This is a genomic window from Pseudomonas sp. PDM13, from assembly GCF_025685765.1.
In the GTDB taxonomy this organism is placed as follows: domain Bacteria; phylum Pseudomonadota; class Gammaproteobacteria; order Pseudomonadales; family Pseudomonadaceae; genus Metapseudomonas; species Metapseudomonas solani.
This window is the reverse complement of record NZ_JAOTQU010000023.1, coordinates 101,363-126,702: the sequence shown is the minus strand read 5'-3', so window position 1 is coordinate 126,702 and position 25,340 is coordinate 101,363. Positions and strand designations below refer to the sequence as shown.

Here is a 25,340-nt window from a genome sequence, read left to right as displayed (position 1 = left end):
GCGGACGCTCGCCACGTTCGCGGCGGTTTTCCTGGCCTTCGCGAGGTTCACGCGGCTCGCGCGGCTCACGGGCTTCGCGCGGTGCACGCTCCTCACGGGGTTGACGCTCTTCGCGGGGCTGGCGCTCCTCGCGAGGCTCGCGCGGTGCGCGCTCTTCGCGGGGCTCACGGGCTTCGCGCGGAGCGCGGTCTTCACGAGGCTGACGCTCTTCGCGCGGCGGACGCTCGCCACGTTCGCGGCGGTTTTCCTGGCCTTCGCGAGGTTCACGCGGTTCGCGCGGCTCACGGGCTTCGCGAGGTTGACGCTCTTCACGCGGCTTGCGCTCTTCGTCGCGGCGGCCTTCACGGCTGCCGTCACGGCGGCGGTTCTGCTGGCGACCGTTACGGCGTTCGTCGCTGCTGCGAGCCGGGCGCTCGCTGGCGCTCTGCTGGGTAGCGACGGGCTGGGCTTCTTCCTTGCCGGCGAACAGGCCTACCAGCGACTTCACCAGGCCTTTGAACAGGCTCGGCTCGGCAGCGGCGACTGCAGCGGTCGGAGGAGCCAGCGGGGCCGGAGCGGGGCGCTCGGGGGCCACGGTCTTCACGGCGGCTTCCTGGCGAACCAGGGTGCGGGTGGCAGCGGGCGGCTGCTGCTCTTCGCTTTCGCTCGGGGTCATTTCGTAGCTGGACTGGCCGTGCATGACTTCCGGGCTGTCATCGCGCAGACGCTGCACTTCGAAGTGCGGGGTCTCCAGATGATCGTTCGGCAGAATCACGATGCGGGCCCGGGTGCGCAGCTCGATCTTGGTGATGCTGTTGCGCTTCTCGTTGAGCAGGAAGGCGGCAACCGGAATAGGTACCTGTGCACGGACTTCGGCGGTGCGGTCCTTCAGGGCTTCTTCTTCGATCAGGCGCAGGATCGCCAGCGACAGGGACTCGACGTCGCGGATGATGCCTTGGCCGTTGCAGCGCGGGCAGACGATGCCACTGCTCTCGCCCAGGGACGGACGCAGGCGCTGACGGGACATTTCCAGCAGGCCGAAGCGGGAGATGCGGCCGACCTGTACGCGGGCGCGGTCGGCCTCCAGGGCTTCGCGGACTTTTTCTTCCACGGCGCGCTGGTTCTTGGCCGGGGTCATGTCGATGAAGTCGATGACGATCAGGCCGCCGATATCACGCAGGCGCAGCTGGCGAGCGATCTCTTCGGCCGCTTCCAGGTTGGTCTGCAGGGCGGTTTCTTCGATGTCGCCGCCTTTGGTCGCACGCGCCGAGTTGATGTCGATGGACACCAGGGCTTCGGTCGGGTCGATGACGATGGAGCCGCCGGAAGGCAGTTTCACTTCGCGCTGGAAGGCGGTTTCGATCTGGCTCTCGATCTGGAAGCGATTGAACAGCGGAACGCTGTCCTGGTAGAGCTTGATCTTGTTCTGGTACTGCGGCATCACCTGGCGGATGAAGCTCAGGGCTTCTTCCTGGGCTTCGACGCTGTCGACCAGTACTTCGCCGATGTCCTGGCGCAGGTAGTCGCGGATGGCGCGAATGATGACGTTGCTTTCCTGATAGATCAGGAAGGGGGCGCCGCGCTCACCGGAAGCTTCCTTGATGGCGCTCCAGAGTTGCAGCAGGTAGTCGAGGTCCCACTGCAGCTCTTCGCTGGAGCGGCCCAGGCCGGCGGTGCGAACGATCAGGCCCATGTCGGCTGGTGCGTTCAGGCCGTTCAGGGCCTCACGCAGCTCGTTGCGCTCTTCGCCTTCGATGCGACGGGAGATGCCGCCCGCGCGCGGGTTGTTCGGCATCAGTACCAGGTAACGGCCGGCGAGGCTGATGAAGGTGGTCAGGGCTGCGCCCTTGTTGCCACGCTCTTCTTTCTCGACCTGGACGATGACTTCCTGGCCTTCGTTGAGCACGTCCTTGATGTTGACGCGCCCCTCGGGGGACTTCTTGAAGTATTCGCGGGAGATTTCTTTCAGCGGCAGGAAGCCGTGGCGATCTGCACCGAAGTCGACGAATGCGGCTTCGAGGCTGGGCTCGATGCGCGTGATGCGGCCTTTGTAGATGTTGGCCTTTTTCTGTTCACGGGCGCCCGACTCGATATCCAGGTCGTACAGGCGTTGGCCGTCGACCAGGGCAACACGCAACTCTTCGGGCTGAGTTGCGTTAATCAGCATTCTTTTCATGTAGTACCGTCGGTTTCCGGGGCTGCCGGAAACGGCGATCGGCACACACGACTCTCGCGGTCGGTGTCAGGTGCGCGTCAGGGGTGGCATGCCACCCCCGTGTCCAGCGACATCAGGCCAGTAGGGCCGGGGTCGCGACGACGTCTCCTGCTTGCTGTTGTCGTAACAGAAGCACGTTGTCAGGAGGAGGAATCAGCCATCGGTAGCGGACGAGATAAAGCGTCTTGATTGAAGCGTTTGCTACGCAGTCCGACGGTTGTGCATCTCCACCCTACACTTGTCCCTTGAAAATCGGGTGCCGCTCGCAGAATCCGTAGCGGGTTGCATTTTACGTGACCGCCCCTCAGGGGTTGGTCGCGCGTCATGGCTCAAGGCGTTTTTCTCGGAATATCCGCGCACTGTGCGGCGAAATATCCTGACGGACGGCCTGACGTCCTGAATGGGTTGCACGTGTCTGGGATGGCAGTTTTGGCGATCATCCGGAGCACGGCCGCTTTTGGCGGCGTTCGCGACTATAGCAGCAATTATTAAGTGCTTCAAATTCATCAAAAATTGCTATGATGCCCGCCATGACTACTCCCTCTTCTCCAACCTCCGGCGTCCAGCTGCTTGAGGTTGCGCCGGAATATGCCGGCCAGCGCATCGACAACTTCCTCCGTACCCAGCTCAAAGGCGTGCCCAAGACCCTGATCTATCGCATTTTGCGCAAGGGCGAGGTGCGGGTGAACAAGGGGCGGATCAAGCCTGAGTACAAGCTCCAGGCCGGGGATGTGGTGCGCGTTCCGCCGCTGCGCCTTGCCGAGCGTGACGAGGCTGCGCCTGTCGCTCAGGGGCTGCTGGAGCGGCTCGAGGCCGCCATCGTCTACGAAGACAAGGGGCTGATCGTCCTCAATAAGCCGGCCGGCATTGCCGTGCACGGCGGTAGCGGGCTCAGCTTCGGTGTGATCGAGGCGTTCCGTCAGCTGCGGCCGGACGCCAAGGAGCTGGAGCTGGTGCACCGGCTGGATCGCGACACCTCGGGCCTGCTGATGATCGCGAAGAAGCGCAGCATGCTGCGCCACCTCCACGAAGCCCTGCGCGGCGATGGCGTGGACAAGCGCTACATGGCGCTGGTGCGTGGGAATTGGCCGACCTCGAAGAAGAAGGTCAGTGCGCCGCTGCTGAAGAACAATCTGCGTTCCGGTGAGCGCATGGTCGAGGTCAATGAAGAGGGCAAGGAGGCGCTGACCGAGTTCCGCGTCCTGCGTCGTTTCGGCGAGTTCGCCACCCTGGTCGAGGCCAGCCCCATTACCGGGCGCACCCACCAGATTCGCGTGCATACCCGCCATGCCGGGCACGCTATCGCGGGCGATCCCAAGTACGGTGACGAAGAGTTCTCCCGCGAAATCCGGGAACTGGGCGGCAAGCGCCTGTTCCTGCATGCCTATGCGCTGTCCCTGGTGTTGCCTGATGGCACGCCGCTGCGGGTCGAAGCGCCGGTGGACGACATGTGGGAAAAGACCCTGGAGCGCCTCGGTGCCTGACTACCGTCTATTGGTGTTCGACTGGGATGGCACCCTGGTGGATTCCATTTCGCGCATAGTCGAATCCCTGCGGGTGGCTGCCGAAACCTGCGGGCTGCCGCAGCTGGATGAGTCGGCGCTGAAGGGCATCATCGGCCTCGGTCTACCCGAGGCGATCCGTGTCCTCTATCCAGAACTCGTCGATCCGTCTTCGGTCGAACGCTACCGCGCGGCTTACGGGGCTCATTACAACCGGCTGGAGGTGCAGCCGTCGGCGCTGTTCCCTGGTGTGCTGGAGGCCCTGGAGGGTTTCCGCAATGAGGGTTACCTGCTGGCGGTCGCTACCGGCAAGAGTCGGCGAGGGCTCGATCACGTCCTCTCTGGGCGTGGTTGGCTGGATTACTTCGATATCACCCGTTGCGCCGACGAGACGGCCAGCAAACCCGATCCGCGGATGCTGCACGAGATACTCGCGCATTGCGGTGTGGAAGCTGGGCGGGCATTGATGGTGGGGGATTCGCCCTTCGATCTGCAGATGGCTCATCGCGCCGGTATGGATTCGGTGGCGGTGGGCTACGGTGCCCAGTCTCTCGATGTCCTGCGTCGCGAATCGCCGAGGTTGGCGATCGAATGTTTCGATGAATTGCGCCACTGGCTCGCCGGTGGTGCGAATACACACTCTATGAAGGTGGATCTGCATGTCGGATGAATGGAAGGCATCGACGCCTGCGGGCAGTGGCGATGACAAGAGCTGGAAGTTGCTCGAGAAAGCGGTGCTGGCTGGGGTTCAGGAGCAGCGTCGGTCCCGTCGCTGGGGCATTTTCTTCAAGGTGCTGACGTTCCTTTATCTGTTCGTGGCCCTGGCGCTTTTCTCTCCGCTCTTCGACTTGCAGAAAACCGCGGCTCGCGGCGAAAGCCACACTGCGCTGGTCGAGGTGAAAGGCATGATCGCCGACGGTGAGGCTGCCAGTGCCGACAATATCGTCGGCAGTCTGCGTGCGGCCTTCGAGGATACGAAGACCAAGGGCATCGTTCTGCGCATCAACAGCCCGGGCGGCAGCCCGGTCCAGTCCGGCTACATCTATGACGAGATCCGTCGTCTGCGTGGCGAGCATGCGGACATCAAGGTCTATGCGGTGATCACTGATCTCGGTGCTTCGGGTGCCTACTACATCGCCAGTGCGGCCGATGAGATCTATGCCGACAAGGCCAGCCTGGTGGGTTCCATCGGTGTCACGGCGGCGAGCTTCGGTTTCGTCGACCTGATGGGCAAGCTTGGTGTGGAGCGTCGCGTCTACACCTCGGGCGAGCACAAAGCCTTCCTCGATCCCTTCCAGGCGCAGAAGCCTGATGAGACTGCGTTCTGGCAGGGCGTGCTGGATACCACTCACAAGCAGTTCATCGACAGCGTGAAGAAGGGGCGTGGCGACCGTTTGAAGGTCGAGGGGCATCCCGAGCTGTTCAGTGGCCTGGTGTGGTCGGGCGAGCAGGCCCTGGAGCTGGGGCTGGTGGATAAGCTCGGCAGCACCAGCTACGTGGCGCGCGAGGTCATTGGCGAGAAGGAGATCGTCGACTACACCAAGCAGGAGACGCCTTTCGACCGTTTCGCCAAGAAGCTGGGGGCCAGTGTCGCCGAGCAACTGGCGCTGTGGATGGGGTTCCAGGGGCCGGCTCTGCGCTGATCCCGTCGCTGCCTATATATAAGGAAGAGCCCGGCTGATGCCGGGCTTTTTCGTTATGGCAGTTCCAGGCCTTCGTCGAGGAGCATGTCGACCAGGCGGATCAGGGGGAGGCCCACCAGGCTGGTGGCGTCTTCGCCCTGGGTGGAGCGGAACAGGCTCACGCCCAGCCCTTCGGCCTTGAAGCTGCCGGCGCAGTCGTAGGGCTGCTCGATGTTCAGGTAGCGCTCGATGGTCGCTTCACTCAAGGGGCGGAAGTTCACCGTGAAGGGGATGCAGTCCACCTGGCAGCGGCCGCTGCGTGTGTTCAGCAGTGCAAGGCCGGTGAGGAAGGTGACACTGGTGCCGCTGGCCGCCAGTAGCTGGCTGCGGGCGCGTTCGAACTCCAGGGGCTTGCCGAGTATCTGTTCGCCCAGCACGGCGGCCTGGTCCGAGCCGATGATAAGGTGGCCGGGGTGCAGGTCCGCGAGCGCGCGGGCCTTTTCTTCGGCCAGGCGGCGTACCAGTTGCTCGGCCGACTCGTGTGGATGTCGGGTTTCGTCTATCGCGGGCGCACTCCAGGTGAAGGGCAGGCGAAGGCGTTCAAGAAGCTCGCGGCGGTAGGGCGAGCTGGATGCAAGCACCAGTGGTGACATGCTGATCTCCCAGTCAGGAAGCGGAAATTCTATAGGCCTTGCCACGTGGCGGACAGGGCGGAATTTGTTTTGACAGGTGCCGGGTGCATCCCTAGAATATCGCGCCTATGTTGAATGGGCCGATTCCACCTCACGTCGATCCGCGCAAGATGGCAGATCGCGGCGTAACCCTCCAGGGTGAGCTGCAGCTCTCCAGTCTTGAGCGACTCTGCGACCCGCTTGCCGATACTGCAGGCATCGTACGCACGAAACTCGTTTTCGGGCGCGATGAGCGCAGGGCAGCGATTATTCGCAGTGAAATCGATGTAGAGGTCAAGATGGTATGCCAGCGTTGTCTGGAGCTGGTCGTACTGCCGATCCACAGCGAGTGTACGTACGCTGTGGTGAAAGAAGGTGCGGACAGCGAGTCACTGCCCAAGGGCTATGACGTGCTGGAAGTGGGTGAGGATCCTCTGGATCTTCTGACTCTGGTCGAGGATGAGCTGTTGCTCGCCTTGCCCATTGTTCCGGCCCATGACCCTGAAGATTGCCAGCAGCCGGAAGGGCTTGATGAGCCCGAGCCGAGTGAGAACGAGGTGACGCGGTCCAACCCGTTCAGTGTATTGGCGCAGTTAAAGCGTGACCCAAACGTTTAGGAGTTAATTAATTATGGCTGTTCAGCAGAACAAAAAATCCCGCTCTGCCCGCGACATGCGTCGTTCCCACGATGCCCTCGAGGCCAATGCCCTGTCCGTCGAGAAGAGCACCGGTGAAGTACACCTGCGTCACCACGTATCCCCGGAAGGCGTATACCGTGGTCGCAAAGTGATCGACAAGGGCGCTGACGAGTAATCCTTGTCCGCTCCGATCATCGCGATTGACGCAATGGGCGGGGACTTCGGTCCCCGTTGCATTGTCCCGGCCAGCATCGCCTGCCTGGCTGAGTTCCCCTCGCTCCACCTCATTCTTGTCGGTCAAGCCCAGCTCCTCGAAGAGTTGATCGCCCGTGAAAGCGGCGTCGATCGCCAGCGGCTGTCCATCGAGCATGCCTCCGAAGTCATCGGCATGGACGAGCGTCCATCCCAGGCCTTGCGTGGCAAACCCGACTCCTCCATGCGCATCGCCCTCGACCTGGTCCGTGCCGGTCGTGCCCAGGCCTGCGTGAGCGCCGGCAATACCGGTGCGCTGATGGCGCTTTCCCGCTATATGCTCAAGACCCTGCCGGGCATCGATCGCCCTGCGATGGTCAGCGCCGTGCCCACGGCCAAGGGGCATTGTCATCTGCTGGATCTTGGCGCCAACGTCGATTGCAGTGCCGAGCACCTCTATCAATTCGCTGTCATGGGGTCCGTCGCTGCCGAGGCGCTCGGGCAGGCGCGCCCGCGTATCGCCTTGCTCAACGTCGGCACTGAGGACATCAAGGGCAACCAGCAGGTCAAGCTGGCGTCCAGCCTTCTGCAGCAGGCCGAGGGGCTGAACTACATCGGCTATATAGAAGGCGATGGCCTGTATCGGGGCGAAGCCGATGTGGTGGTGTGCGACGGCTTCGTCGGCAATATCCTGCTCAAGTCCAGCGAAGGCCTGGCCTCGATGATCTCCGCGCGCATCGAAGCGTTGTTCACCGACAGCTTCGGCTCGCGCATGGTCGGTGCCCTGGCGCTGCCGCTTCTGCGCCGCCTGCAGGGGGATCTGACGCCCGCCCGGCACAATGGCGCGAGCTTCCTGGGCCTTCAGGGCATCGTCGTCAAAAGCCATGGGGCCGCCGGTTCCGATGGCTTCCAGAGCGCCATACGGCGCGCCCTCATCGAGATTCGCGAGAACCTTCCCCAGCGCCTGCATGGGCGTCTCGAGGATCTGTTGCTCTAGGATGTGACCGCTGTCTGCGGCCTGTCATCCAACTGTCAGTTCGTTGCGCTTGGCTATGCCCGGCGTTCCTGTACATCGATCAAGGCAAACAAGGGAATAGTTCCGATGTCCGCATCCCTCGCATTCGTTTTCCCCGGTCAAGGCTCCCAGTCCCTGGGCATGCTGGCCGAGCACGGCGCTTCGCAGAAGCTGGTCCTGGATACCTTCGCCGAGGCCTCCGAGGCCCTGGGTTATGACCTCTGGACACTGACCCAGCAGGGCCCGGAAGAGCAGCTGAACCAGACCGACAAAACCCAGCCGGCCATCCTCACTGCGTCCATCGCACTCTGGCGTCTGTGGCTGGCCGAGGGCGGTGCCCGCCCGGCTTATGTCGCCGGTCACAGTCTGGGTGAATACTCGGCGCTGGTCGCTGCCGGCAGCCTGGGTTTCGCCGATGCGGTGAAGCTGGTGGAGCGTCGTGGCCAGCTCATGCAGCAGGCCGTTCCGGCGGGGCAGGGCGGCATGGCTGCGATCCTCGGCCTGGAAGATGCCGACGTGCTGGCCGCCTGCGCCGAAGCTGCGCAAGGTGATGTGGTCAGCGCGGTCAATTTCAACGCCCCGGGCCAGGTAGTGATCGCCGGCAGTGCCGTTGCCGTCGAGCGTGCCATCGAGGCCTGCAAGGCCCGTGGTGCCAAGCGCGCCATGGCGCTGCCGGTCAGCGTGCCGTCCCACTGTGCGCTGATGCGCCCGGCGGCCGAACGCTTCGCCGAGTCGATCGAAGCCATTGCCTGGCAGGCGCCGCAGATTCCGCTGGTGCAGAACGTCAGTGCCGCCGTCGTGGCTGATCTCGGTTCTCTGAAGGGTGACCTGCTGGCCCAGCTGTACAGCCCGGTTCGCTGGGTGGAGTCCATCGTTCGCCTGTCGGAGCAGGGTGTGACCGAGCTGGTCGAGTGTGGTCCCGGCAAGGTTCTCTCTGGCCTGAACAAGCGCTGCGTGAAAGGCATTGGCACGCACAATCTGGATACCCCCGACGCCTTCGCAGCCGCTCGCGCTGCGCTGGCCTGAGCAAGGAGAAGACTATGAGTCTGCAAGGTAAGGTCGCCCTGGTCACTGGTGCGAGCCGTGGTATCGGCCAGGCCATCGCGCTGGAGCTGGGTCGCATGGGGGCTGTCGTCATCGGCACCGCCACCACCCCGAGCGGTGCCGAGCGCATCGCCGAATACCTCAAGGAAAACGGCGTCGAAGGCGCCGGCCTGGTGCTCGATGTGAGCAATGACGAATCCGTCGCCAGCACCCTCGAACACATCCAGCAGCACCTTGGTCAGCCGCTGATCCTGGTGAACAACGCCGGTATCACCCGCGACAACCTGATGCTGCGCATGAAGGATGACGAGTGGTTCGACGTCATCAACACCAACCTCAACAGCCTCTATCGCCTGTCCAAGGCCGTGCTGCGTGGCATGACCAAGGCTCGCTGGGGTCGCATCATCAACATCGGTTCGGTGGTGGGTGCCATGGGCAACGCCGGGCAGGTGAACTACGCCGCCGCCAAGGCCGGCCTGGAAGGCTTCGGTCGGGCCCTGGCCCGTGAAGTCGGCTCCCGCGCCATCACCGTGAACTCGGTGGCGCCCGGTTTCATCGATACCGACATGACCCGTGAACTGCCGGAAGCCCAGCGCGATGCACTGCTGGGGCAGATTCCGCTGGGGCGTCTGGGGCAGGCCGAGGAGATCGCCAAGGTGGTCGCATTCCTCGCATCCGATAGCGCATCCTACGTCACCGGAGCTACTATCCCTGTGAACGGCGGCATGTACATGAGCTGAATGTGACGATTCCCTTCAGGAAACTGTCATAGGAGCTGTCTAAAATCCGGTACATAAGTGCAATTGGGTTATGGACGGGTCCAGACAGGGCCTGGAGGGGTTGGCATCCCGCTTGAAATGCGGAAAACCCTTTCTATACACTGCAGCCCAAGCTGCACGGATTTTTCCATAGGAGTGAAAACAAGGTATGAGCACCATCGAAGAACGCGTCAAGAAAATCGTCGCCGAGCAACTGGGCGTTAAAGAAGACGAAGTAACCAACAGCGCTTCCTTCGTCGAAGACCTGGGCGCCGACTCCCTTGACACCGTTGAGCTGGTGATGGCTCTGGAAGAGGAATTCGAGACCGAGATCCCGGACGAGCAAGCTGAGAAGATCACCACCGTTCAGGAAGCTATCGATTACATCAACGCGCACGCGCAATAAGTAATCGTCGATTCCCGACTCGGAAAAGCCGCACGACCTCCAAGGTCGTGCGGCTTTTCTTTAAGCGTCATCCAACCGCCGTGTAGAAAAGATAGAGGAGAGCGCTGTGTCGCGTAGACGCGTCGTGATCACTGGCCTGGGCATGCTGTCGCCGCTGGGCAACAACGTCCCGGACAGCTGGCAAGGAATTCTGGCTGGCCGCAGTGGCATCGGCCTGATCGAGCATATGGACCTTTCCGCGTACACCACCCGTTTCGGTGGTTCGGTGAAGGGCTTCGATGTCGAGCAGTACCTGTCCGCCAAGGAAGCTCGCAAGCTCGACCTGTTCATCCAGTACGGCCTCGCTGCCAGCTTCCAGGCTATGCGCGATTCCGGGCTGGAAGTAACCGATGCCAACCGTGAGCGCATTGGTGTTGCCATGGGCTCCGGGATCGGCGGCCTGACCAACATCGAGAACAACTGCAAATCGCTGATCGAGCAGGGGCCGCGGCGTATCTCGCCGTTCTTCGTGCCGGGCTCGATCATCAACATGGTGTCCGGCTTCCTGTCGATCCACCTCGGTATCCAGGGACCGAACTACGCCATCGCCACCGCCTGCACCACCGGCACCCACTGCATCGGCATGGCCGCGCGCAACATCGCCTATGGCGAAGCTGACGTGATGGTCGCCGGTGGCGCCGAGATGGCGGCCTGTGGCCTGGGGCTGGGTGGCTTCGGTGCTGCCCGTGCACTGTCCACCCGCAACGATGACCCGGCTGCAGCCAGCCGCCCCTGGGACCGTGGCCGTGATGGCTTCGTGCTGTCCGACGGCGCCGGTGCGCTGGTCCTCGAAGAGCTGGAGCACGCCAAGGCCCGTGGCGCCACCATCTATGCCGAGCTGGTCGGCTTCGGCATGAGCGGCGACGCCTACCACATGACCTCGCCGCCGGAAGACGGCGCCGGTGCCGCCCGCTGCATGCACAATGCCCTGCGTGATGCCGGCCTGAACGGCGACCAGGTGCAGTACATCAACGCCCACGGCACCTCCACTCCGGCTGGCGACAAGGCCGAAGCCGCAGCGGTGAAGAGCGTGTTCGGCGACCACGCCTACAAGGTTGCGGTGAGCTCTACCAAATCCATGACCGGCCACCTGCTGGGTGCCGCCGGTGCCGTCGAGGCGATCTTCAGCGTGCTGGCGATCCGTGATCAGGTGGCGCCGCCGACCATCAACCTGGACGACCCGGACGAGGGCTGCGACCTCGACTTCGTACCCCACGAAGCCCGCTCCATGCCGATCGACGTGGTGCTGTCCAACTCCTTCGGCTTTGGCGGCACCAACGGCTCCCTGGTATTCCGTCGGTTCGCCGACTGATGCAGACCTGGGTCGACGGCCGCCCGGCCGGGTCACTGTCCCTCAAGGATCGTGGCCTGGCCTACGGCGATGGTCTGTTCGAGACCATTGCCGTACGCGGCGGTCGGCCCGGCCTGTTGGAGCGTCATCTCGCGCGCCTTGCCGAAGGCGCGCGGCGTTTGTCCTTCGATCTTGATCTCAACCTCGTGCGTGAGGAGCTGCTGGCGTTCTCTGCCCAGCTCGACGAGGGCGTCGCCAAGCTGATGGTGACCCGCGGTGATGGCCTGCGCGGCTATGCACTGCCAGGTACGCCGCCGCGGCGCATCCTCATGGGCAGCTCCTATCCCGCCTATCCCGAAGGCCACGCCGAGCAGGGCATCGAATTGTTCCCCTGCGTCACCCGTCTAGCCGAGCAGCCGTTGCTCGCCGGGCTCAAGCACCTCAACCGCCTGGAGCAGGTTCTGGCCCGTGCCGAGTGGCAGGATGCGCGCTTCGCCGAAGGCCTGATGCGCGACGTTTCCGGGCGGGTCATCGAAGGGGTTTTCAGCAACCTCTTCATGGCCCACGCGGGTGTACTCCTGACCGCTGATCTCGGGCGCAGCGGAGTCGCCGGGGTGATGCGCGCGGAGTTGCTGGACCAGGCCGCTGGCCAGGGCATCACCACCCAGGTGCGCGATATCGGTTACGAGGAACTGCTCGTGGCCGATGAAGTCTTCCTCTGCAACAGCCTCTACGGCGTCTGGCCCGTGCGCCGCTTCGCGGGTCACGACTGGTCGGTCGGGCCGCTCACCCGTAAACTGCAGGCCCTTGCCCGCGACCTACTGGATAGCTGATTCGTGATACGCAAATTGCTCGTGCTGCTGCAGAGTGGCCTGATCCTCGGCGGCCTCGTGTTCGCGTTTGCCGGTTGGCAGCAGCGTGAGGCCCTGGAGCAGCCACTCGTGCTGACCGAAGAGCAGTTGCTCGACGTGCCGGCCGGCTCGACCCCTGGTGGCCTGCTCAATCGGCTGGAAGAGGAGGGCGTCATTCAAGGGGCCTTCTGGCTGCGCCAGTACTGGCGCTTCAACCTCGCGGGCCAATCCTTGCACAGCGGCGAATACCGCATGGCGCCGGGGATGAACGCTGCACAGCTGCTTGGCCTCTGGCAGCGTGCCGAGGTGGTGCAGTACAGCCTGACCCTGGTGGAGGGCTGGAACTTCCGCCAACTGCGCACGGCCCTGGCCAAGCAGGTGAAGCTGGAGCAGACCCTGGCCGATGCCAGCGACGACGAGCTGATGAAGCGCCTTGGCCTGGAGGGCCAGCATCCCGAGGGGCGTTTCTTCCCCGACACCTACCGCTATGTGCGCGGCATGCGTGACATCGACCTGCTCAAGCAGGCGCATCAACGCCTCGAGCAGGTGCTGCAGGACGAATGGGAAAAGCGCGCGGACAAGCTTCCCTATGCCGATCCCTATCAGGCCCTGATCATGGCCTCGATGGTGGAGAAGGAAACCGGCGTACCCAGCGAGCGCGGGCAGATCGCCGGCGTCTTCGTGCGGCGCCTGCAGATGGGCATGCTGCTGCAGACCGACCCCACCGTCATCTACGGCCTGGGCGAGCGCTATGCCGGCAAGATCACCCGTGCCCACCTGCGCGAGGCCACGCCTTACAACACCTACGTGATCGCCGGCATGCCGCCGACGCCCATCGCCATGGTCGGGCGCGAGGCCATCCATGCCGCCATGCACCCGGTGGAAGGCAAGAGCCTCTACTTCGTCGCCCGTGGCGACGGCAGCCATGTATTTTCCGAGTCGCTCGCCGCCCACAATCAGGCGGTGCGCGAATATCAGTTGAAGCGACGGGCGGACTACCGGTCCAGCCCCGCGCCCACTACCAACAAGGACACCCAGTGAGCGGTCTGTTCATTACGCTCGAAGGCCCCGAAGGGGCCGGCAAGAGCACCAACCGCGACTTCCTCGCCGAACGCCTGCGCAGCCATGGCATCGATGTAGTGCTGACCCGTGAGCCGGGCGGTACGCCCCTCGCCGAGCGCATCCGCGAGCTGCTGCTGGCACCCAGTGACGAGACCATGGCCGCCGATACCGAGCTGCTGCTGATGTTCGCCGCCCGTGCCCAGCACATCGCCGGCGTCATCCGCCCGGCCCTGGCCCGTGGCCAGGTGGTGCTCTGTGATCGCTTCACCGATGCCACCTACGCCTACCAGGGCGGTGGTCGCGGGCTCCCGGTGGAGCGCATCGCGCAACTGGAAGCCTTCGTCCAGGGTGAGCTGCGTCCGGACCTGACCCTGGTCTTCGACCTGCCGGTGGACGTCGGCCTCAGTCGCGCCGCTGCCCGTGGCCGCCTGGATCGCTTCGAGCAGGAAGACCGTGGGTTCTTCGAGGCGGTGCGCCAGACCTACCTGCAGCGTGCCGCTGCTGCCCCGCAGCGTTACCACGTACTCGACGCCGCTGCCTCCTTGGTGAGCGTGCAGGAGGCCCTGGAGGCCTTGCTGCCCGAACTGCTGGAGCGTTGCCGTGGCTGAAGCCTATCCCTGGCAGGAATCCCTCTGGCAGCACCTGGCCGGTCGGCCGCGTCACGCCCATGCCTATCTGCTGCACGGGCCCGCCGGTATCGGCAAGCGCGCCCTGGCCGAGCGCCTGATGGCGCGCCTGCTGTGCCAGAAGCCCCAGGGCCTCGATGCCTGCGGGCAGTGCAAGTCCTGCTACCTGCTGGCCGCCGGCACCCACCCGGATAACTTCGTGCTGGAGCCGGAAGAAGCCGACAAGGCGATCAAGGTCGATCAGGTTCGTGAGCTGGTCGGCTTCGTCGTGCAAACGGCTCAGCTCGGCGGGCGCAAGGTGGTGCTTCTCGAGCCGGCCGAGGCCATGAACCTGAACTCCGCCAACGCCTTGCTGAAGAGCCTGGAGGAGCCGTCGGGCGACACCGTGCTGTTGCTCATCAGCCACCAGCCCAGCCGCCTCCTGCCCACCATCAAGAGCCGTTGCGTCCAGCAGGCCTGCCCGTTGCCCGGTGAGGCCGACAGCCTGGCCTGGCTCGCGCGCGCACTGCCGGATACCGACGAACAGACCCGCCGTGACCTGCTGGTGCTGGCGGGCGGTTCGCCGCTCACCGCCCAGCGTCTGCATGGGCAGGCCGTGCTCGAGCAGCGCGCCCAGGTGGTGGATGGGGTGAAGAAACTGATCAAGCAGCAGGTGGGGGCGAGCGCACTGGCCGAAGGCTGGAACGCAGTGCCGCTCATCCTGCTGTTCGACTGGTTCTGCGACTGGGCGCAACTGATGCTGCGCTACCAGCTGACCCATGACGAGCAAGGCCTGGGCCTGGCCGATATGCGCAAGGTGGTCCAGTACCTCGCCGACAAGGCGCCCCAGCACAAGGTGCTGGCGTTCCAGGACTGGTTGCTGCAACAGCGGCAGAAGGTGCTCGGCAAGGCCAACCTCAACCGTGTCTTGCTTCTCGAAGCCTTGCTGGTGCAGTGGGCAAGCCTGCCCGGACCGGGCTAGAATCCACCGCTGAGCCAGCTAGCCAGGAAAGCCGCATGAGCCTGCCACCCAATCTGGGCCCGCGTAACGGGATTCTGTCCTTGACCATCAAGGACAAGTCCGTGCTGTATGCCGCCTATATGCCCTTCATCAAGAACGGCGGCCTGTTCATCCCGACGAACAAGAGCTACAAGCTCGGCGACGAAGTGTTCATGCTCCTCAACCTCATGGACGAGCAGGAAAAAATCCCGGTGGCCGGCAAGGTCGTCTGGATTACCCCCAAGGGGGCACAAGGCAACCGTGCCGCCGGTATCGGCGTACAGTTCAACGATGGCGACACCGGAGCTCGCAACAAGATCGAGACCTACCTCGCCGGCGCCCTCAAGTCGGACCGCCCGACCCACACCATGTAAAAGGGCTCCCGCCCGCCGCGTCGACTCCGGTCGGCGCCTCCCCTGACGTTCAAGTGATCCGAAACATGCTGGTCGATTCCCACTGTCACCTCGATCGCCTCGATCTTGCCGCCCATGGCGGTTCCCTCGATGCGGCGCTGGATGCTGCACGCGCCCGTGGCGTCGGGCATTTCCTCTGCATCGGCGTGAGCGCCGACAACGCCGCTGCGGTCAAGGACCTGGCCAGTCGCTACGCCGATGTGCACTGCTCGGTCGGCGTCCACCCGCTCGACCTCGCTCCCGGTGAAGCGCCTGCACTGGATTGGCTGCTGGGCGAGCTGGACCACCCCCGCGTCGCCGCCATCGGTGAAACCGGCCTCGATTACCACTACGAGCCCGAATCCGCCGAACTGCAGCAGCAGGCCTTCCGCCTTCATCTGGAAGCTGCACACATCACCGGCAAGCCCGTGATCGTGCACACCCGCGAGGCCCGCGCCGATACCCTGGCGCTGCTGCGCGAGGCGGCGCTGCCCCAGGCGGGCGTGCTGCATTGCTTCACCGAGGATTGGGATATGGCCAAGGCGGCGCTGGATATCGGCTTCTACATCTCGCTTTCCGGCATCGTCACCTTCCGCAATGCCGAGGCGCTGCGCGACGTGGCGCGGCAGGTGCCTGCCGACCGTCTGCTGGTGGAAACCGATTCGCCCTACCTCGCGCCCATCCCCCATCGCGGCAAGCCCAACCTGCCGCAGTACGTGCGTGAGGTCGCCGAGTTCCTGGCGCAACTGAGGGGTGTGGAGTTCGAGCGCTTCGCCGAGCAGACCACCGAGAACTTCCAGCGCCTGTTCCCCCTGGCGCGCCTGGCGGGCTAAAACTCGCGGGCAAAAAAAACCCGGGTTCTGGGGGATGAATCCGGGTCAAGACCATTAGGAGTAAAACAAAGGTACGCGATCCTCGGTACCTCGACTGACGGGGCACTTGGGGGGAGATGCCGCACGCCAGTCATTTGAGTATTGGCCAATATCCCCCTGCGTCCAGATGCCGCTGCTCGTTTTTTAAACAGATTTGGAATACGCGGAAGGCGGCTGAGTCCTCAAGCGTCTGCTTGCAGGGTTGGCACCTGGGTGTGACGGCTCCTCCTGTTCCTGACCGGGCTGCGCTCAATGGTCGCACCCCGGATTGCCGGGGAGGCCTTCGTTCTCTTTGCGTAAGCGGGGAGGAGGAGAGGCCTGAAAGCCCACTGCCTGATGGCTCGGCGTTCATCGGCGTAACCGCTGAAACCCTTCTGGTTCGCGGTTTACGGCCGTTCAGGTGGGGTGCTGAAACATGCAGAACCCATCTGGCAATAGGCTCATAGTCGGATGATCCGTGCATTTTGGCGCTAGTTAGGCATAATACCCGGCTTGATTTTTGACCCTACAGTCCCTTTATGCAGAAAGAACCCCGTAAAGTCCGTGAGTTTCGCCGCCGCGAGCAGGAAATCCTCGACACCGCTCTGAAACTGTTCCTCGAGCAGGGTGAAGACAGCGTCACCGTCGAGATGATCGCCGACGCGGTGGGTATCGGCAAAGGCACCATCTACAAGCACTTCAAGTCCAAGGCGGAGATCTACCTGCGCCTGATGCTCGACTACGAGCGCGACCTGAACGAGCTGCTGCATTCCGCGGACGTGGACCGTGACAAGGAAGCGCTGTCGCGCGCCTACTTCGAGTTCCGCATGCGCGACCCGCAGCGCTACCGCCTGTTCGACCGCCTGGAAGAGAAGGTGGTGAAGAACAGCCAGGTGCCCGAGATGGTCGAGCAGCTGCACAAGATCCGTGCTTCCAACTTCGAGCGCCTGACCCAGCTGATCAAGGGCCGCATCGCCGAAGGCAAGCTGGAAGACGTGCCGCCCTATTTCCACTACTGCGCGGCCTGGGCCCTGGTGCATGGCGCTGTCGCGCTCTACCACTCGCCCTTCTGGAGCAACGTCCTGGAAGATCAGGAAGGCTTCTTCCAGTTCCTCATGGACATCGGCGTGCGCATGGGCAACAAGCGCAAGCGCGAGAATGACGCGCCATCGGGCTGAGTGATCCTTCTGGTCCCGGCTGCTAAGCCATGGGACAGGATGGGGCGCAGCGATATACTGCGCCCTGTCCCCCGTCGGAGCGCCCCATGATCGTCGACCGCCAAGGCAGGCGCTTCCGCAACCTGCGCATCAGCCTTACCGCCGCCTGCAACTACGCCTGCACCTACTGTGTGCCGGATGGCAAGCGCCTGGTCGCGGCGCAGGACGAACTCTCCGCCGAGGCCATGGTGCGCGGTGTCTCCTACCTGATGGAAGCCGCCGGCATCGAGCGTTTGCGCATCACCGGTGGCGAGCCGCTGGTGAGCCCCAAGCTCGACCACTTCCTTCGGGGCGTCAGCTGCCTCGGTCTCGACGACATCAGCCTCACCACCAATGGCCAGCTGCTCTCGCGCAAGCTGCCGTTGCTGGTGGATTGCGGCATCCGCCGTATCAACGTTTCCCTGGACACCCTCGACGCGGACGCCTTCCGTGGCATCGCCCGTGGCGGCGACCTGAAGACCGTGCTGCAGGGGCTGGCCGATGCGAAGGCGGCGGGGCTGAAGATCAAGCTCAACATGGTGCCCCTGCGCGGGCAGAACCTCGATCAGGTCCTGCCGCTGCTGGAGTACTGCCTGGAAAACGGTTTCGAGCTGCGTTTCATCGAGCTGATGCGCATGGGGCACCTGGCCCGCGATGGCGTCGGCTTCCAGCAACAGTTCATCGGGCTCGACGAACTGCTCGCCCTGATCGGCGAACGCCACGAATTCGTCCAGGCCGAGGCGCCGGTGGATGCCACGGCGCTGCGCTACCAGATCCCCGGCCTCGGCCACTTCGGCATCATCGCCAACGAAAGCGTGCCGTTCTGCCGCACCTGTTCGCGCCTGCGCCTGTCCTCCACCGGCTGGCTGCATGGCTGCCTGTCGTCAAGCAACCGCCATTACGTCGGCGACCTGCTGGAGAAGCCGCGCCACCAGGCCCTGCCCGGGTTGCAGCGGCTGCTGGTGAAGGCCCTGGCGGACAAGCAGGACATTGCCTTCTCCGGCGGTGTCACCGTTATGAAGATCATCGGCGGCTGAATGCCGCCACCAACGGATTCCCCGAATGACCGCGTCCTTTCCCATCGACTACATCGAGCCGGTGTTCCGCCCGCCGAGCGAAGCCCATTCGCTGATCCTGCCGGTGACCAATGGCTGTTCCTGGAACAGTTGCACCTTCTGCGAGATGTATACGCAGCCGCAGAAGAAGTTCCGCGCCCGCGACGAGGCCCAGGTGCTGGAGGAGATCCGCCGCTGCGGCGAGCAACTGATCGCCCAGCGCGTGTTCCTCGCCGATGGCGATGCCCTGGTGCTGCCGACCCGCAGGCTGCTGACCATCCTCCGCGCCATCGCCGAACACATGCCGGAAGTGGAGCGGGTCTCCAGCTATTGCCTGCCGCGCAACCTGCGCAAGAAGTCGGTGGATGAGCTGAAGGAGCTGGCGGACGCCGGGCTGCGCATGGCTTATGTCGGCGCCGAGTCGGGTGACGACGAGGTTCTGGCGCGGGTGAACAAGGGCGAGACCTTCGAATCCACCCTGAGCGCCCTGGAAAAGCTCGGCGAGGCCGGCATCACCCGCTCGGTGATGATCCTCAATGGCTTGGGTGGGCGAGTACTCAGCGCCCAGCACGCCGATAACTCGGCGCGGTTGATGAACGCCGCACAACCTGAATTCCTCTCCACCCTCGTGGTCAGTTTTCCCACGGGAGAAGCGCGTTTCCGCCAGGGATTCGACGGTTACGAGCCGCTCGGCCAGGCCGAGCTGTTCCTTGAGGTGGAGCGCCTGCTGCGGGGGCTGGAGCTGAAGGACACGGTGTTCCGCAGCGATCACGCCTCCAACTACCTGGTGCTCAAGGGCAACCTGGGCGCCGACAAGGCGCGCATGCTGGCCCAGGTCCGCCAGGCCATCGAGCGCCCCGAGCAGGCGCGGCTGCGCCAGGAATGGCAACGCGGCCTGTGATGGCGCGGAAGCTGCATCGTTGCGCCAAGTGCCGGTTTTTCGTCGCCGGCCGTGGAGGATCGAGAATGCGTAGTTTGATGCTGTTGCTGGCGCTGATGGCCCTCGGGGGCTGCATGAAGGTCAGCGACATGACCCTGGGCGCCCGCGAGCAGATGAGCGATGCCGGGCTGCTGGACCACAGCGAGACCTATCGCTCCATGTCCTGGCGGCTGCAGCCGGATTCGTTCATCTACATCGCCCAGAGCAGTTTCGCCCCGCAGGGCGGGACGCGTACCAAGCCCAACGTCGTGGCCGAGGAGGCCTTCAAGGGCTTCGTCGAATACTTCCCGCTGGTGCGTCGTGCAAATCAGCCGGTGAGCCTCGAGCAGGCCATGAGCGAGGCCCGTTCGCTGGGCGCCAACTACCTGCTCTACAGCCGTTTCGCCGATGCCGATGACCGTATCGGTACGGTGGAGGAGTGGGAGGATCAGGAGGCGGTGGATCGGCTCGGTGTCGATAACGGCGTCATCCAGCTGATGCTGATCGAAACCGGTAACCGCTATCTGGTGGACACGGCACGGATCACCCACCGGGGTGGCCTGTTTACCTTTCATGACCAGAAGCCCGAAGACCTGATCGGGCCGCCGTTGAGACAATACGCGCGCAGCCTCATGGGGCTGGGCCGCTGAGGAGGATGTGATGAACGACCCGGGCAAGGCCGGCGACCTGCTGGCGCAGATCCCCAAGGAGAAGGGGCTGCCACCGGTGCACCTGTGGAACCCCGATTTCTGTGGCGACATCGACATGCGCATCGCCCGCGACGGCACCTGGTTCTACCTGGGCACGCCCATCGGGCGCAAGCCGATGGTCAAGCTGTTCTCCACCATCATCCGTCGCGATGGTGACGACTATTTCCTGGTCACCCCGGTGGAGAAGGTCGGCATCACGGTCGATGACGCGCCTTTCGTGGCGGTGAGCGTCGAGGTGAGCGGGGAGGGCGAGGAGCAACTGCTGCGCTTCGTCACCAATGTGGAGGACGAGGTGGAGGCGGGCGCCGAGCACCCGATCCGCGTCGAGACCGACCCGGTGACCCAGGAGCCGGCGCCCTATGTGCATGTGCGCACCAACCTGGAAGCGCTGATCCATCGCAATGTCTTCTACCAGATGGTGGAGCTGGCCGTGGTACGCGAGATCGACGGCCGCAACTGGCTGGGCGTGTGGTCCGGCGGGCAGTTCTTCCCCATTGGCGAGGAGCCCTGACAGGGTCTTTTCGCAGGCAACAAAAAAGGCCCCGAGGGGCCTTTTTCGTTTGTCGCGTTTACATGTTGGGGTAGTTCGGGCCACCGGTGCCTTCCGGCGCCACCCAGGTGATGTTCTGGGCCGGGTCCTTGATGTCGCAGGTCTTGCAGTGGACGCAGTTCTGCGCGTTGATCTGGAAGCGCTTCTCGCCGTCTTCCTGGGTCACGATCTCGTACACGCCAGCCGGGCAGTAACGCTGCGCGGGCTCGTCATAGAGCGGCAGGTTCTGGGCAACCGGAATGCTCGGGTCGGTGAGCTTCAGGTGGCAGGGTTGTTCCTCTTCATGGTTGGTGTTGGAGAGGAATACCGAGCTCAGCTTGTCGAAGCTGAGTTTGCCGTCGGGTTTCGGGTAGTTGATCTTCGGCGCTTCGCTGGCCTTCTTCAGGCAGGCGTAGTCCGGCACGGTGTCGTGCAGGGTAAAGGGGATCTTGCCGCCGAAGATGTTCTGGTCGAGCCAGTTCAGGCCGCCACCGATGACCGGGCCGAACTTGTGCAGGGCCGGGCCGAAGTTACGGCTGCGGAACAGCTCGTCGTACAGCCAACTGGCCTTGAACGCCTCGACGTAGGTGGTCAGCTCGTCGCCGCCTTCCTTGCCGCCCAGTACCGCTTCGGCCACGGCGTCAGCCGCCAGCATGCCGGACTTCATGGCGGTGTGGCTGCCCTTGATCTTGGCGAAGTTCAGGGTGCCCAGGTCGCAGCCGATCAGGGCGCCGCCCTTGAAGACCATCTTCGGCAGCGAGTTCAGGCCGCCCTTGCAGATGGCGCGGGCGCCGTAGGCGACGCGCTTGCCGCCTTCCAGGTACTGCTTGATCACCGGGTGGTGCTTGTAGCGCTGGAATTCGTCGAAGGGCGACAGGTGCGGGTTGGAGTAGGACAGGTCGATGATCAGGCCGACCACCACCTGGTTGTTCTCCAGGTGATAAAGGAAGGAGCCACCGGTGTTGTCGGTGCCCATGACCGACAGCGGCCAGCCGGCGGTGTGCACCACCAGGCCCTGCTCGTGCTTGGCCGGGTCGATGTCCCAGATTTCCTTGATGCCGATGCCGTAGTGCTGGGCGTCGGCGTCGGAGTCCAGGTTGTACTTCTTGATCAGCTGCTTGCCGATGTGGCCACGGCAGCCTTCGGCGAACAGGGTGTACTTGCCACGCAGTTCCATGCCGGGAGTGTAGTAGCCTTCCTTCGGATGGCCTTCGCGATCCACGCCGAGGTCGCCGGTGATGATGCCGCGGACCACGCCGTTCTCGTCGATCAGGGCTTCCTGGGCGGCGAAGCCCGGGTAGATTTCCACGCCCAGGCCTTCGGCCTGCTGGGCCAGCCAGCGGCACAGGTTGCCCAGGGAGATGATGTAGTTGCCCTCGTTGTGCATGGTTTTCGGCACAAAGAGGTCAGGAACCTTGATGGCGCCTTCGGCATCTTTCAACATATAGATGTCGTCGCGCTTGACCGGAGTGTTCAGCGGGGCGCCAAGCTCTTTCCAGTCAGGGAACAGTTCATTCAGAGCGCGCGGCTCGAACACGGCACCCGAGAGAATGTGGGCACCGACTTCGGAGCCTTTCTCGACCACGCATACGCTGATCTCCTGACCAGCTTCGGCGGCCTTTTGCTTCAGTCGGCACGCAGCGGACAGGCCCGCAGGGCCGGCACCGACGATGACGACGTCGAATTCCATGTATTCGCGTTCCACAGTCATTCTCCTCAAGGCTCTCTTCGATATTTTATAAGGGAGGGCTAGGCTCGATCCCTGGCCAGAGCTGGCGCATTATATCCACACCCTTTGGCGGGTCCAATACAAACGTTTGTTTGAATTTTGTAGAAGCCTGATAGGATAAGGCTCTGCGGCTTATGGCGGGGTATTTTCCCGTATTGACCCGATTATGCGTTACGGTCAAGATACGGGCGGTTTTGCGCTCGCCGTATGGGCTGACCGTCGGTTCCGGCCGACGAGCATCACCCGCCAGAGGCTCGTCCTTGGCGACATTCTTATTCACCGGAGAGTAACGAGGAATCCATGAAGGTTCTTGTAGCTGTCAAACGAGTGGTCGACTACAACGTCAAGGTTCGCGTCAAGGCGGACAACTCCGGCGTCGACCTCGCCAACGTCAAGATGTCGATGAACCCCTTCTGCGAAATCGCCGTGGAAGAAGCCGTCCGTCTGAAGGAAAAGGGCGTGGCGACTGAGATCGTCGTCGTCACCATCGGCCCGGCCACTGCTCAAGAGCAGCTGCGTACCGCCCTGGCTCTTGGTGCCGATCGTGCCATCCTGGTCGAGAGCGCAGAAGAGCTCAGCTCCCTGGCCGTGGCCAAGCTGCTCAAAGCCGTTACCGACAAGGAACAGCCCCAGCTGGTGATCCTTGGCAAACAGGCCATCGACAGCGACAACAACCAGACCGGCCAGATGCTCGGCGCCCTCACCGGCTACGCCCAGGGCACCTTCGCCTCCAAGGTCGAAGTTGCTGGCGACAAGGTCAACGTCACCCGTGAGATCGACGGCGGCCTGCAGACCGTAGCCCTGAACCTGCCGGCTATCGTCACCACCGACCTGCGCCTGAACGAGCCGCGCTATGCGTCGCTGCCGAACATCATGAAGGCCAAGAAAAAGCCGCTGGACGTGGTCACCCCGGACGCCCTGGGCGTTTCCACCGCCTCCACCGTCAAGACCCTGAAAGTCGAAGCGCCTGCTGCCCGCAGCGCCGGCATCAAGGTCAAGTCCGTGGCTGAACTGGTCGAGAAACTGAAGAACGAGGCGAAGGTAATCTAAATGACTATCCTGGTTATCGCTGAACACACCAATGCCGCCCTGGCCGCTGCCACGCTGAATACCGTTGCCGCTGCCCAGAAGATCGGTGGCGACATCCACGTCCTGGTCGCTGGTGCCGGTGTCGGCGCTGCTGCCGAAGCCGCTGCCAAGGTCGCTGGCGTTTCCAAGGTCCTGGTTGCCGACAACGCCGCCTTCGCTCATCAGCTGCCGGAAAACGTCGCGCCGCTGATCGCCGAATTGGGCAAGGGCTACAGCCACATCCTGGCTCCCGCCACCACCAACGGCAAAAACTTCCTGCCGCGCGTTGCCGCCCAGCTGGACGTTGACCAGATCTCCGAGATCATCGCGGTCGAAAGCGCCGATACCTTCAAGCGCCCGATCTACGCCGGTAACGCCATCGCCACCGTGCAGTCCTCGGCTTCGGTCAAGGTCATCACCGTGCGTACCACTGGTTTCGACCCGGTTGCCGCTGAAGGCGGTTCCGCTGCCATCGAAGCCGTCGGTGCCGGTAGCGACGCTGGCAAGTCCGCCTTCGTGGGTGAAGAACTGGCCAAGTCCGACCGTCCGGAACTGACCGCTGCCAAGATCGTCGTTTCCGGCGGCCGTGGCATGCAGAACGGTGACAACTTCAAGCACCTGTACGCCCTGGCCGACAAGCTGGGCGCTGCCGTCGGTGCTTCCCGCGCCGCTGTCGACGCCGGCTTCGTGCCGAACGACATGCAGGTTGGCCAGACCGGCAAGATCGTCGCTCCGCAGCTGTACATCGCGGTCGGTATCTCCGGTGCCATCCAGCACCTGGCGGGCATGAAAGACTCCAAGGTCATCGTCGCGATCAACAAGGACGAAGAAGCCCCGATTTTCCAGGTGGCTGACTACGGCCTGGTGGCTGACCTGTTCGAAGCCGTACCGGAGCTGGAAAAACTGGTCTGATCCAGTTTTCCGCACCCATGAAAAACCCGCTCATCGAGCGGGTTTTTTATTGCCTGCGAAATCACAGGGAATCGAGGAAGGCCTGGTAGTGCGCGGCGGTTTCGGCCGGGCGCTCGATCATCGGCACGTGGCCGCAATCCTTCATCACCACCACGCTGGATTTGCCCAGCAGGGGCTTCATCACCTCGATGCTCGACACATCCAGCACCCGGTCCCGGTCGCCCCACAGCAGCAGGGTCGGGGCGGTGATCTTCGGCAGCTCCGGCTCCAGCGGCACGTAGCGCTGCACCAGGTGCTGGAAGACCTGCTGGTAATGCTCGCGGTTGGCCATCGATTGCTCGGCGAGGTAGCGCTTCAGCGAGCCGGGCATCGGCGGTTTCTCGACGAAGACGAAGTCCATCAGCTGGTCGTAGTCCGCGACCGAGGCCACGATCAACGGGTTGGCATCGCCGCGCTCCAGTCGCTCGTACAGTTCGCTCTTGTGCGGGGCGGTGACACCGGCGTTGTCGAACAGCGCCAGCGAGCGCACCTGTTGCGGGTAGCGCGCGGCGTAGAGGGCGACGATGTGCCCGCCCATGGAATTGCCCACCAGGTGCACCTTGCCGGCGCCCAGGGTGGCGATGAAAGAGGCCAGTCGCTCGGCTTGGGTGCCGACGTCGTAGCTGCCGGCCGGCCTGCTGCTGTCGCCGAAGCCGGGCAGGTCCAGGGCGATCACGCGATAGCGGTCGGTGAAGTGCCGCGCCATGCGCAGCCAGTTGTCCTTGTTGGCACCGAAACCATGGACCATGACCAGGGTTTCGCCGCTGGCCGGGCCGCCTTCGTAATAGGCGATATCCAGGTCGCCGACCGTCGTGCTGTGGGCGGAAAACCCCGCCAGCTGACACTCCACGAAGCGCGCCGTGGCCATCAGGGCGGCGGGGGAGAAGTACAGGGTGGCGGCCAGCGCTGCCAGCAACGTCACAAGTCCGATAAGCAGTTTTTTCATGGCGCGTCCTTATCGCAAAAAATTATTGCAGTTCGCCTAAGCTAGCATGACGCTAGAGGGATGCAGCGCCGTGCGCGCATTGCCCAAACCAAGGTCCGGTCCAG

At 63.7% G+C, this 25,340-nt stretch carries 27 protein-coding genes; 23 read left to right on the top strand and 4 right to left on the bottom strand.

Annotated elements, in window-relative coordinates:
• Positions 1-2,155, bottom strand: a 2,155-nt coding sequence (gene rne / locus OEJ36_RS22615) for a ribonuclease E (protein WP_263403444.1), incomplete at its 3' end; no start/stop codon positions are given.
• A gap of 569 nt (positions 2,156-2,724) precedes the next feature.
• Here rne and rluC point away from each other — a divergent pair.
• The 3 genes from rluC to sppA are packed head-to-tail and all read left to right on the top strand — an operon-like array spanning position 2,725 to position 5,339.
• Positions 2,725-3,678 carry a 23S rRNA pseudouridine(955/2504/2580) synthase RluC gene (rluC, locus tag OEJ36_RS22610; RefSeq protein WP_263403443.1) on the top strand — a complete coding sequence of 318 codons (954 nt, stop codon included), beginning with the start codon at positions 2,725-2,727 and terminating at the stop codon, positions 3,676-3,678.
• The gene (locus OEJ36_RS22605) at positions 3,671-4,366 is read left to right on the top strand and encodes an HAD-IA family hydrolase (RefSeq protein WP_184489247.1); all 696 of its coding nucleotides are present in this window, start codon (positions 3,671-3,673) and stop codon (positions 4,364-4,366) included. The genes rluC and OEJ36_RS22605 overlap by 8 nt, the downstream gene beginning before the upstream one ends.
• Positions 4,356-5,339: a signal peptide peptidase SppA gene (gene sppA / locus OEJ36_RS22600; protein WP_263403442.1), complete on the top strand. Its 984-nt coding sequence runs from the start codon at positions 4,356-4,358 to the stop codon at positions 5,337-5,339. The genes OEJ36_RS22605 and sppA overlap by 11 nt, the downstream gene beginning before the upstream one ends.
• Positions 5,340-5,392: 53 nt before the next feature.
• Here sppA and OEJ36_RS22595 read toward each other — a convergent pair whose 3' ends face one another.
• The gene (locus OEJ36_RS22595) at positions 5,393-5,971 is read right to left on the bottom strand and encodes a Maf family protein (RefSeq protein WP_263403441.1); all 579 of its coding nucleotides are present in this window, start codon (positions 5,969-5,971) and stop codon (positions 5,393-5,395) included.
• A 107-nt stretch (positions 5,972-6,078) separates the two neighbouring features.
• Here OEJ36_RS22595 and OEJ36_RS22590 point away from each other — a divergent pair, with 107 nt between their 5' ends.
• The 18 genes from OEJ36_RS22590 to OEJ36_RS22505 all read left to right on the top strand — a co-directional run bounded on the left by OEJ36_RS22590 (position 6,079) and on the right by OEJ36_RS22505 (position 20,524).
• Positions 6,079-6,606 carry a YceD family protein gene (locus OEJ36_RS22590; protein WP_021217612.1) on the top strand — a complete coding sequence of 176 codons (528 nt, stop codon included), beginning with the start codon at positions 6,079-6,081 and terminating at the stop codon, positions 6,604-6,606.
• Positions 6,607-6,619: 13 nt separating this feature from the next.
• Entirely contained in the window at positions 6,620-6,802 is a 183-nt protein-coding gene (rpmF, locus tag OEJ36_RS22585; protein WP_013791824.1) for a 50S ribosomal protein L32, read from the top strand.
• Positions 6,803-6,805: 3 nt separating this feature from the next.
• Positions 6,806-7,816: a phosphate acyltransferase PlsX gene (gene plsX, locus OEJ36_RS22580; protein WP_081672074.1), complete on the top strand. Its 1,011-nt coding sequence runs from the start codon at positions 6,806-6,808 to the stop codon at positions 7,814-7,816.
• Positions 7,817-7,921: 105 nt separating this feature from the next.
• Positions 7,922-8,860, top strand: coding sequence for an ACP S-malonyltransferase (gene fabD, locus OEJ36_RS22575; protein WP_263403440.1), 939 nt, complete (start codon positions 7,922-7,924; stop codon positions 8,858-8,860).
• A gap of 14 nt (positions 8,861-8,874) precedes the next feature.
• Entirely contained in the window at positions 8,875-9,618 is a 744-nt protein-coding gene (fabG, locus tag OEJ36_RS22570) for a 3-oxoacyl-ACP reductase FabG (protein ID WP_021217609.1), read from the top strand.
• Positions 9,619-9,805: 187 nt separating this feature from the next.
• The gene (acpP, locus tag OEJ36_RS22565) at positions 9,806-10,042 is read left to right on the top strand and encodes an acyl carrier protein (RefSeq protein ID WP_016493661.1); all 237 of its coding nucleotides are present in this window, start codon (positions 9,806-9,808) and stop codon (positions 10,040-10,042) included.
• 106 nt (positions 10,043-10,148) lie between these two features.
• Complete coding sequence (gene fabF, locus OEJ36_RS22560) at positions 10,149-11,393, top strand: beta-ketoacyl-ACP synthase II (RefSeq protein ID WP_031287073.1); 1,245 nt, start codon at positions 10,149-10,151, stop codon at positions 11,391-11,393.
• Positions 11,393-12,205, top strand: coding sequence for an aminodeoxychorismate lyase (gene pabC, locus OEJ36_RS22555; protein ID WP_263403439.1), 813 nt, complete (start codon positions 11,393-11,395; stop codon positions 12,203-12,205). The genes fabF and pabC overlap by 1 nt, the downstream gene beginning before the upstream one ends.
• Before the next feature lie 3 nt (positions 12,206-12,208).
• Positions 12,209-13,264 carry an endolytic transglycosylase MltG gene (mltG, locus tag OEJ36_RS22550; protein WP_263403438.1) on the top strand — a complete coding sequence of 352 codons (1,056 nt, stop codon included), beginning with the start codon at positions 12,209-12,211 and terminating at the stop codon, positions 13,262-13,264.
• Positions 13,261-13,893, top strand: coding sequence for a dTMP kinase (gene tmk / locus OEJ36_RS22545; RefSeq protein ID WP_021217605.1), 633 nt, complete (start codon positions 13,261-13,263; stop codon positions 13,891-13,893). The genes mltG and tmk overlap by 4 nt, the downstream gene beginning before the upstream one ends.
• On the top strand, positions 13,886-14,872 hold the full coding sequence (locus tag OEJ36_RS22540) for a DNA polymerase III subunit delta' (RefSeq protein ID WP_263403437.1): 987 nt from the start codon (positions 13,886-13,888) through the stop codon (positions 14,870-14,872). The genes tmk and OEJ36_RS22540 overlap by 8 nt, the downstream gene beginning before the upstream one ends.
• Positions 14,873-14,907: 35 nt before the next feature.
• Positions 14,908-15,264, top strand: coding sequence for a PilZ domain-containing protein (locus tag OEJ36_RS22535; protein ID WP_021217603.1), 357 nt, complete (start codon positions 14,908-14,910; stop codon positions 15,262-15,264).
• Positions 15,265-15,329: 65 nt separating this feature from the next.
• Complete coding sequence (locus OEJ36_RS22530) at positions 15,330-16,115, top strand: TatD family hydrolase (RefSeq protein WP_263403436.1); 786 nt, start codon at positions 15,330-15,332, stop codon at positions 16,113-16,115.
• 557 nt (positions 16,116-16,672) lie between these two features.
• Positions 16,673-17,311, top strand: coding sequence for a TetR/AcrR family transcriptional regulator (locus tag OEJ36_RS22525; protein ID WP_021217601.1), 639 nt, complete (start codon positions 16,673-16,675; stop codon positions 17,309-17,311).
• 86 nt (positions 17,312-17,397) lie between these two features.
• Positions 17,398-18,366, top strand: a complete 969-nt coding sequence (locus OEJ36_RS22520) for a GTP 3',8-cyclase MoaA (protein WP_021217600.1) — start codon at positions 17,398-17,400, stop codon at positions 18,364-18,366.
• Positions 18,367-18,391: 25 nt separating this feature from the next.
• Positions 18,392-19,285 (top strand): radical SAM protein, encoded by an 894-nt coding sequence (locus tag OEJ36_RS22515; RefSeq protein WP_263403435.1) that lies wholly within the window; start codon positions 18,392-18,394, stop codon positions 19,283-19,285.
• Between the two features lie 65 nt (positions 19,286-19,350).
• The gene (locus OEJ36_RS22510; RefSeq protein ID WP_263403434.1) at positions 19,351-19,953 is read left to right on the top strand and encodes a DUF4823 domain-containing protein; all 603 of its coding nucleotides are present in this window, start codon (positions 19,351-19,353) and stop codon (positions 19,951-19,953) included.
• 10 nt (positions 19,954-19,963) lie between these two features.
• Positions 19,964-20,524, top strand: coding sequence for a DUF1285 domain-containing protein (locus OEJ36_RS22505; RefSeq protein WP_263403433.1), 561 nt, complete (start codon positions 19,964-19,966; stop codon positions 20,522-20,524).
• A gap of 58 nt (positions 20,525-20,582) precedes the next feature.
• On the opposite strand, the gene OEJ36_RS22500 is transcribed toward OEJ36_RS22505, so the two are convergent.
• Positions 20,583-22,247, bottom strand: a complete 1,665-nt coding sequence (locus tag OEJ36_RS22500; RefSeq protein WP_021217592.1) for an electron transfer flavoprotein-ubiquinone oxidoreductase — start codon at positions 22,245-22,247, stop codon at positions 20,583-20,585.
• A 324-nt stretch (positions 22,248-22,571) separates the two neighbouring features.
• On the opposite strand from OEJ36_RS22500, the gene OEJ36_RS22495 reads away from it, so the two are divergent.
• Positions 22,572-23,321, top strand: a complete 750-nt coding sequence (locus OEJ36_RS22495) for an electron transfer flavoprotein subunit beta/FixA family protein (RefSeq protein WP_031287067.1) — start codon at positions 22,572-22,574, stop codon at positions 23,319-23,321.
• A complete protein-coding gene (locus OEJ36_RS22490; protein WP_021217590.1) occupies positions 23,322-24,251 on the top strand; it encodes an electron transfer flavoprotein subunit alpha/FixB family protein in 930 nt (309 codons plus the stop codon).
• 61 nt (positions 24,252-24,312) lie between these two features.
• Here OEJ36_RS22490 and OEJ36_RS22485 read toward each other — a convergent pair whose 3' ends face one another.
• The gene (locus tag OEJ36_RS22485; protein ID WP_263403432.1) at positions 24,313-25,236 is read right to left on the bottom strand and encodes an alpha/beta fold hydrolase; all 924 of its coding nucleotides are present in this window, start codon (positions 25,234-25,236) and stop codon (positions 24,313-24,315) included.
• Positions 25,237-25,340: the final 104 nt, after the last annotated feature.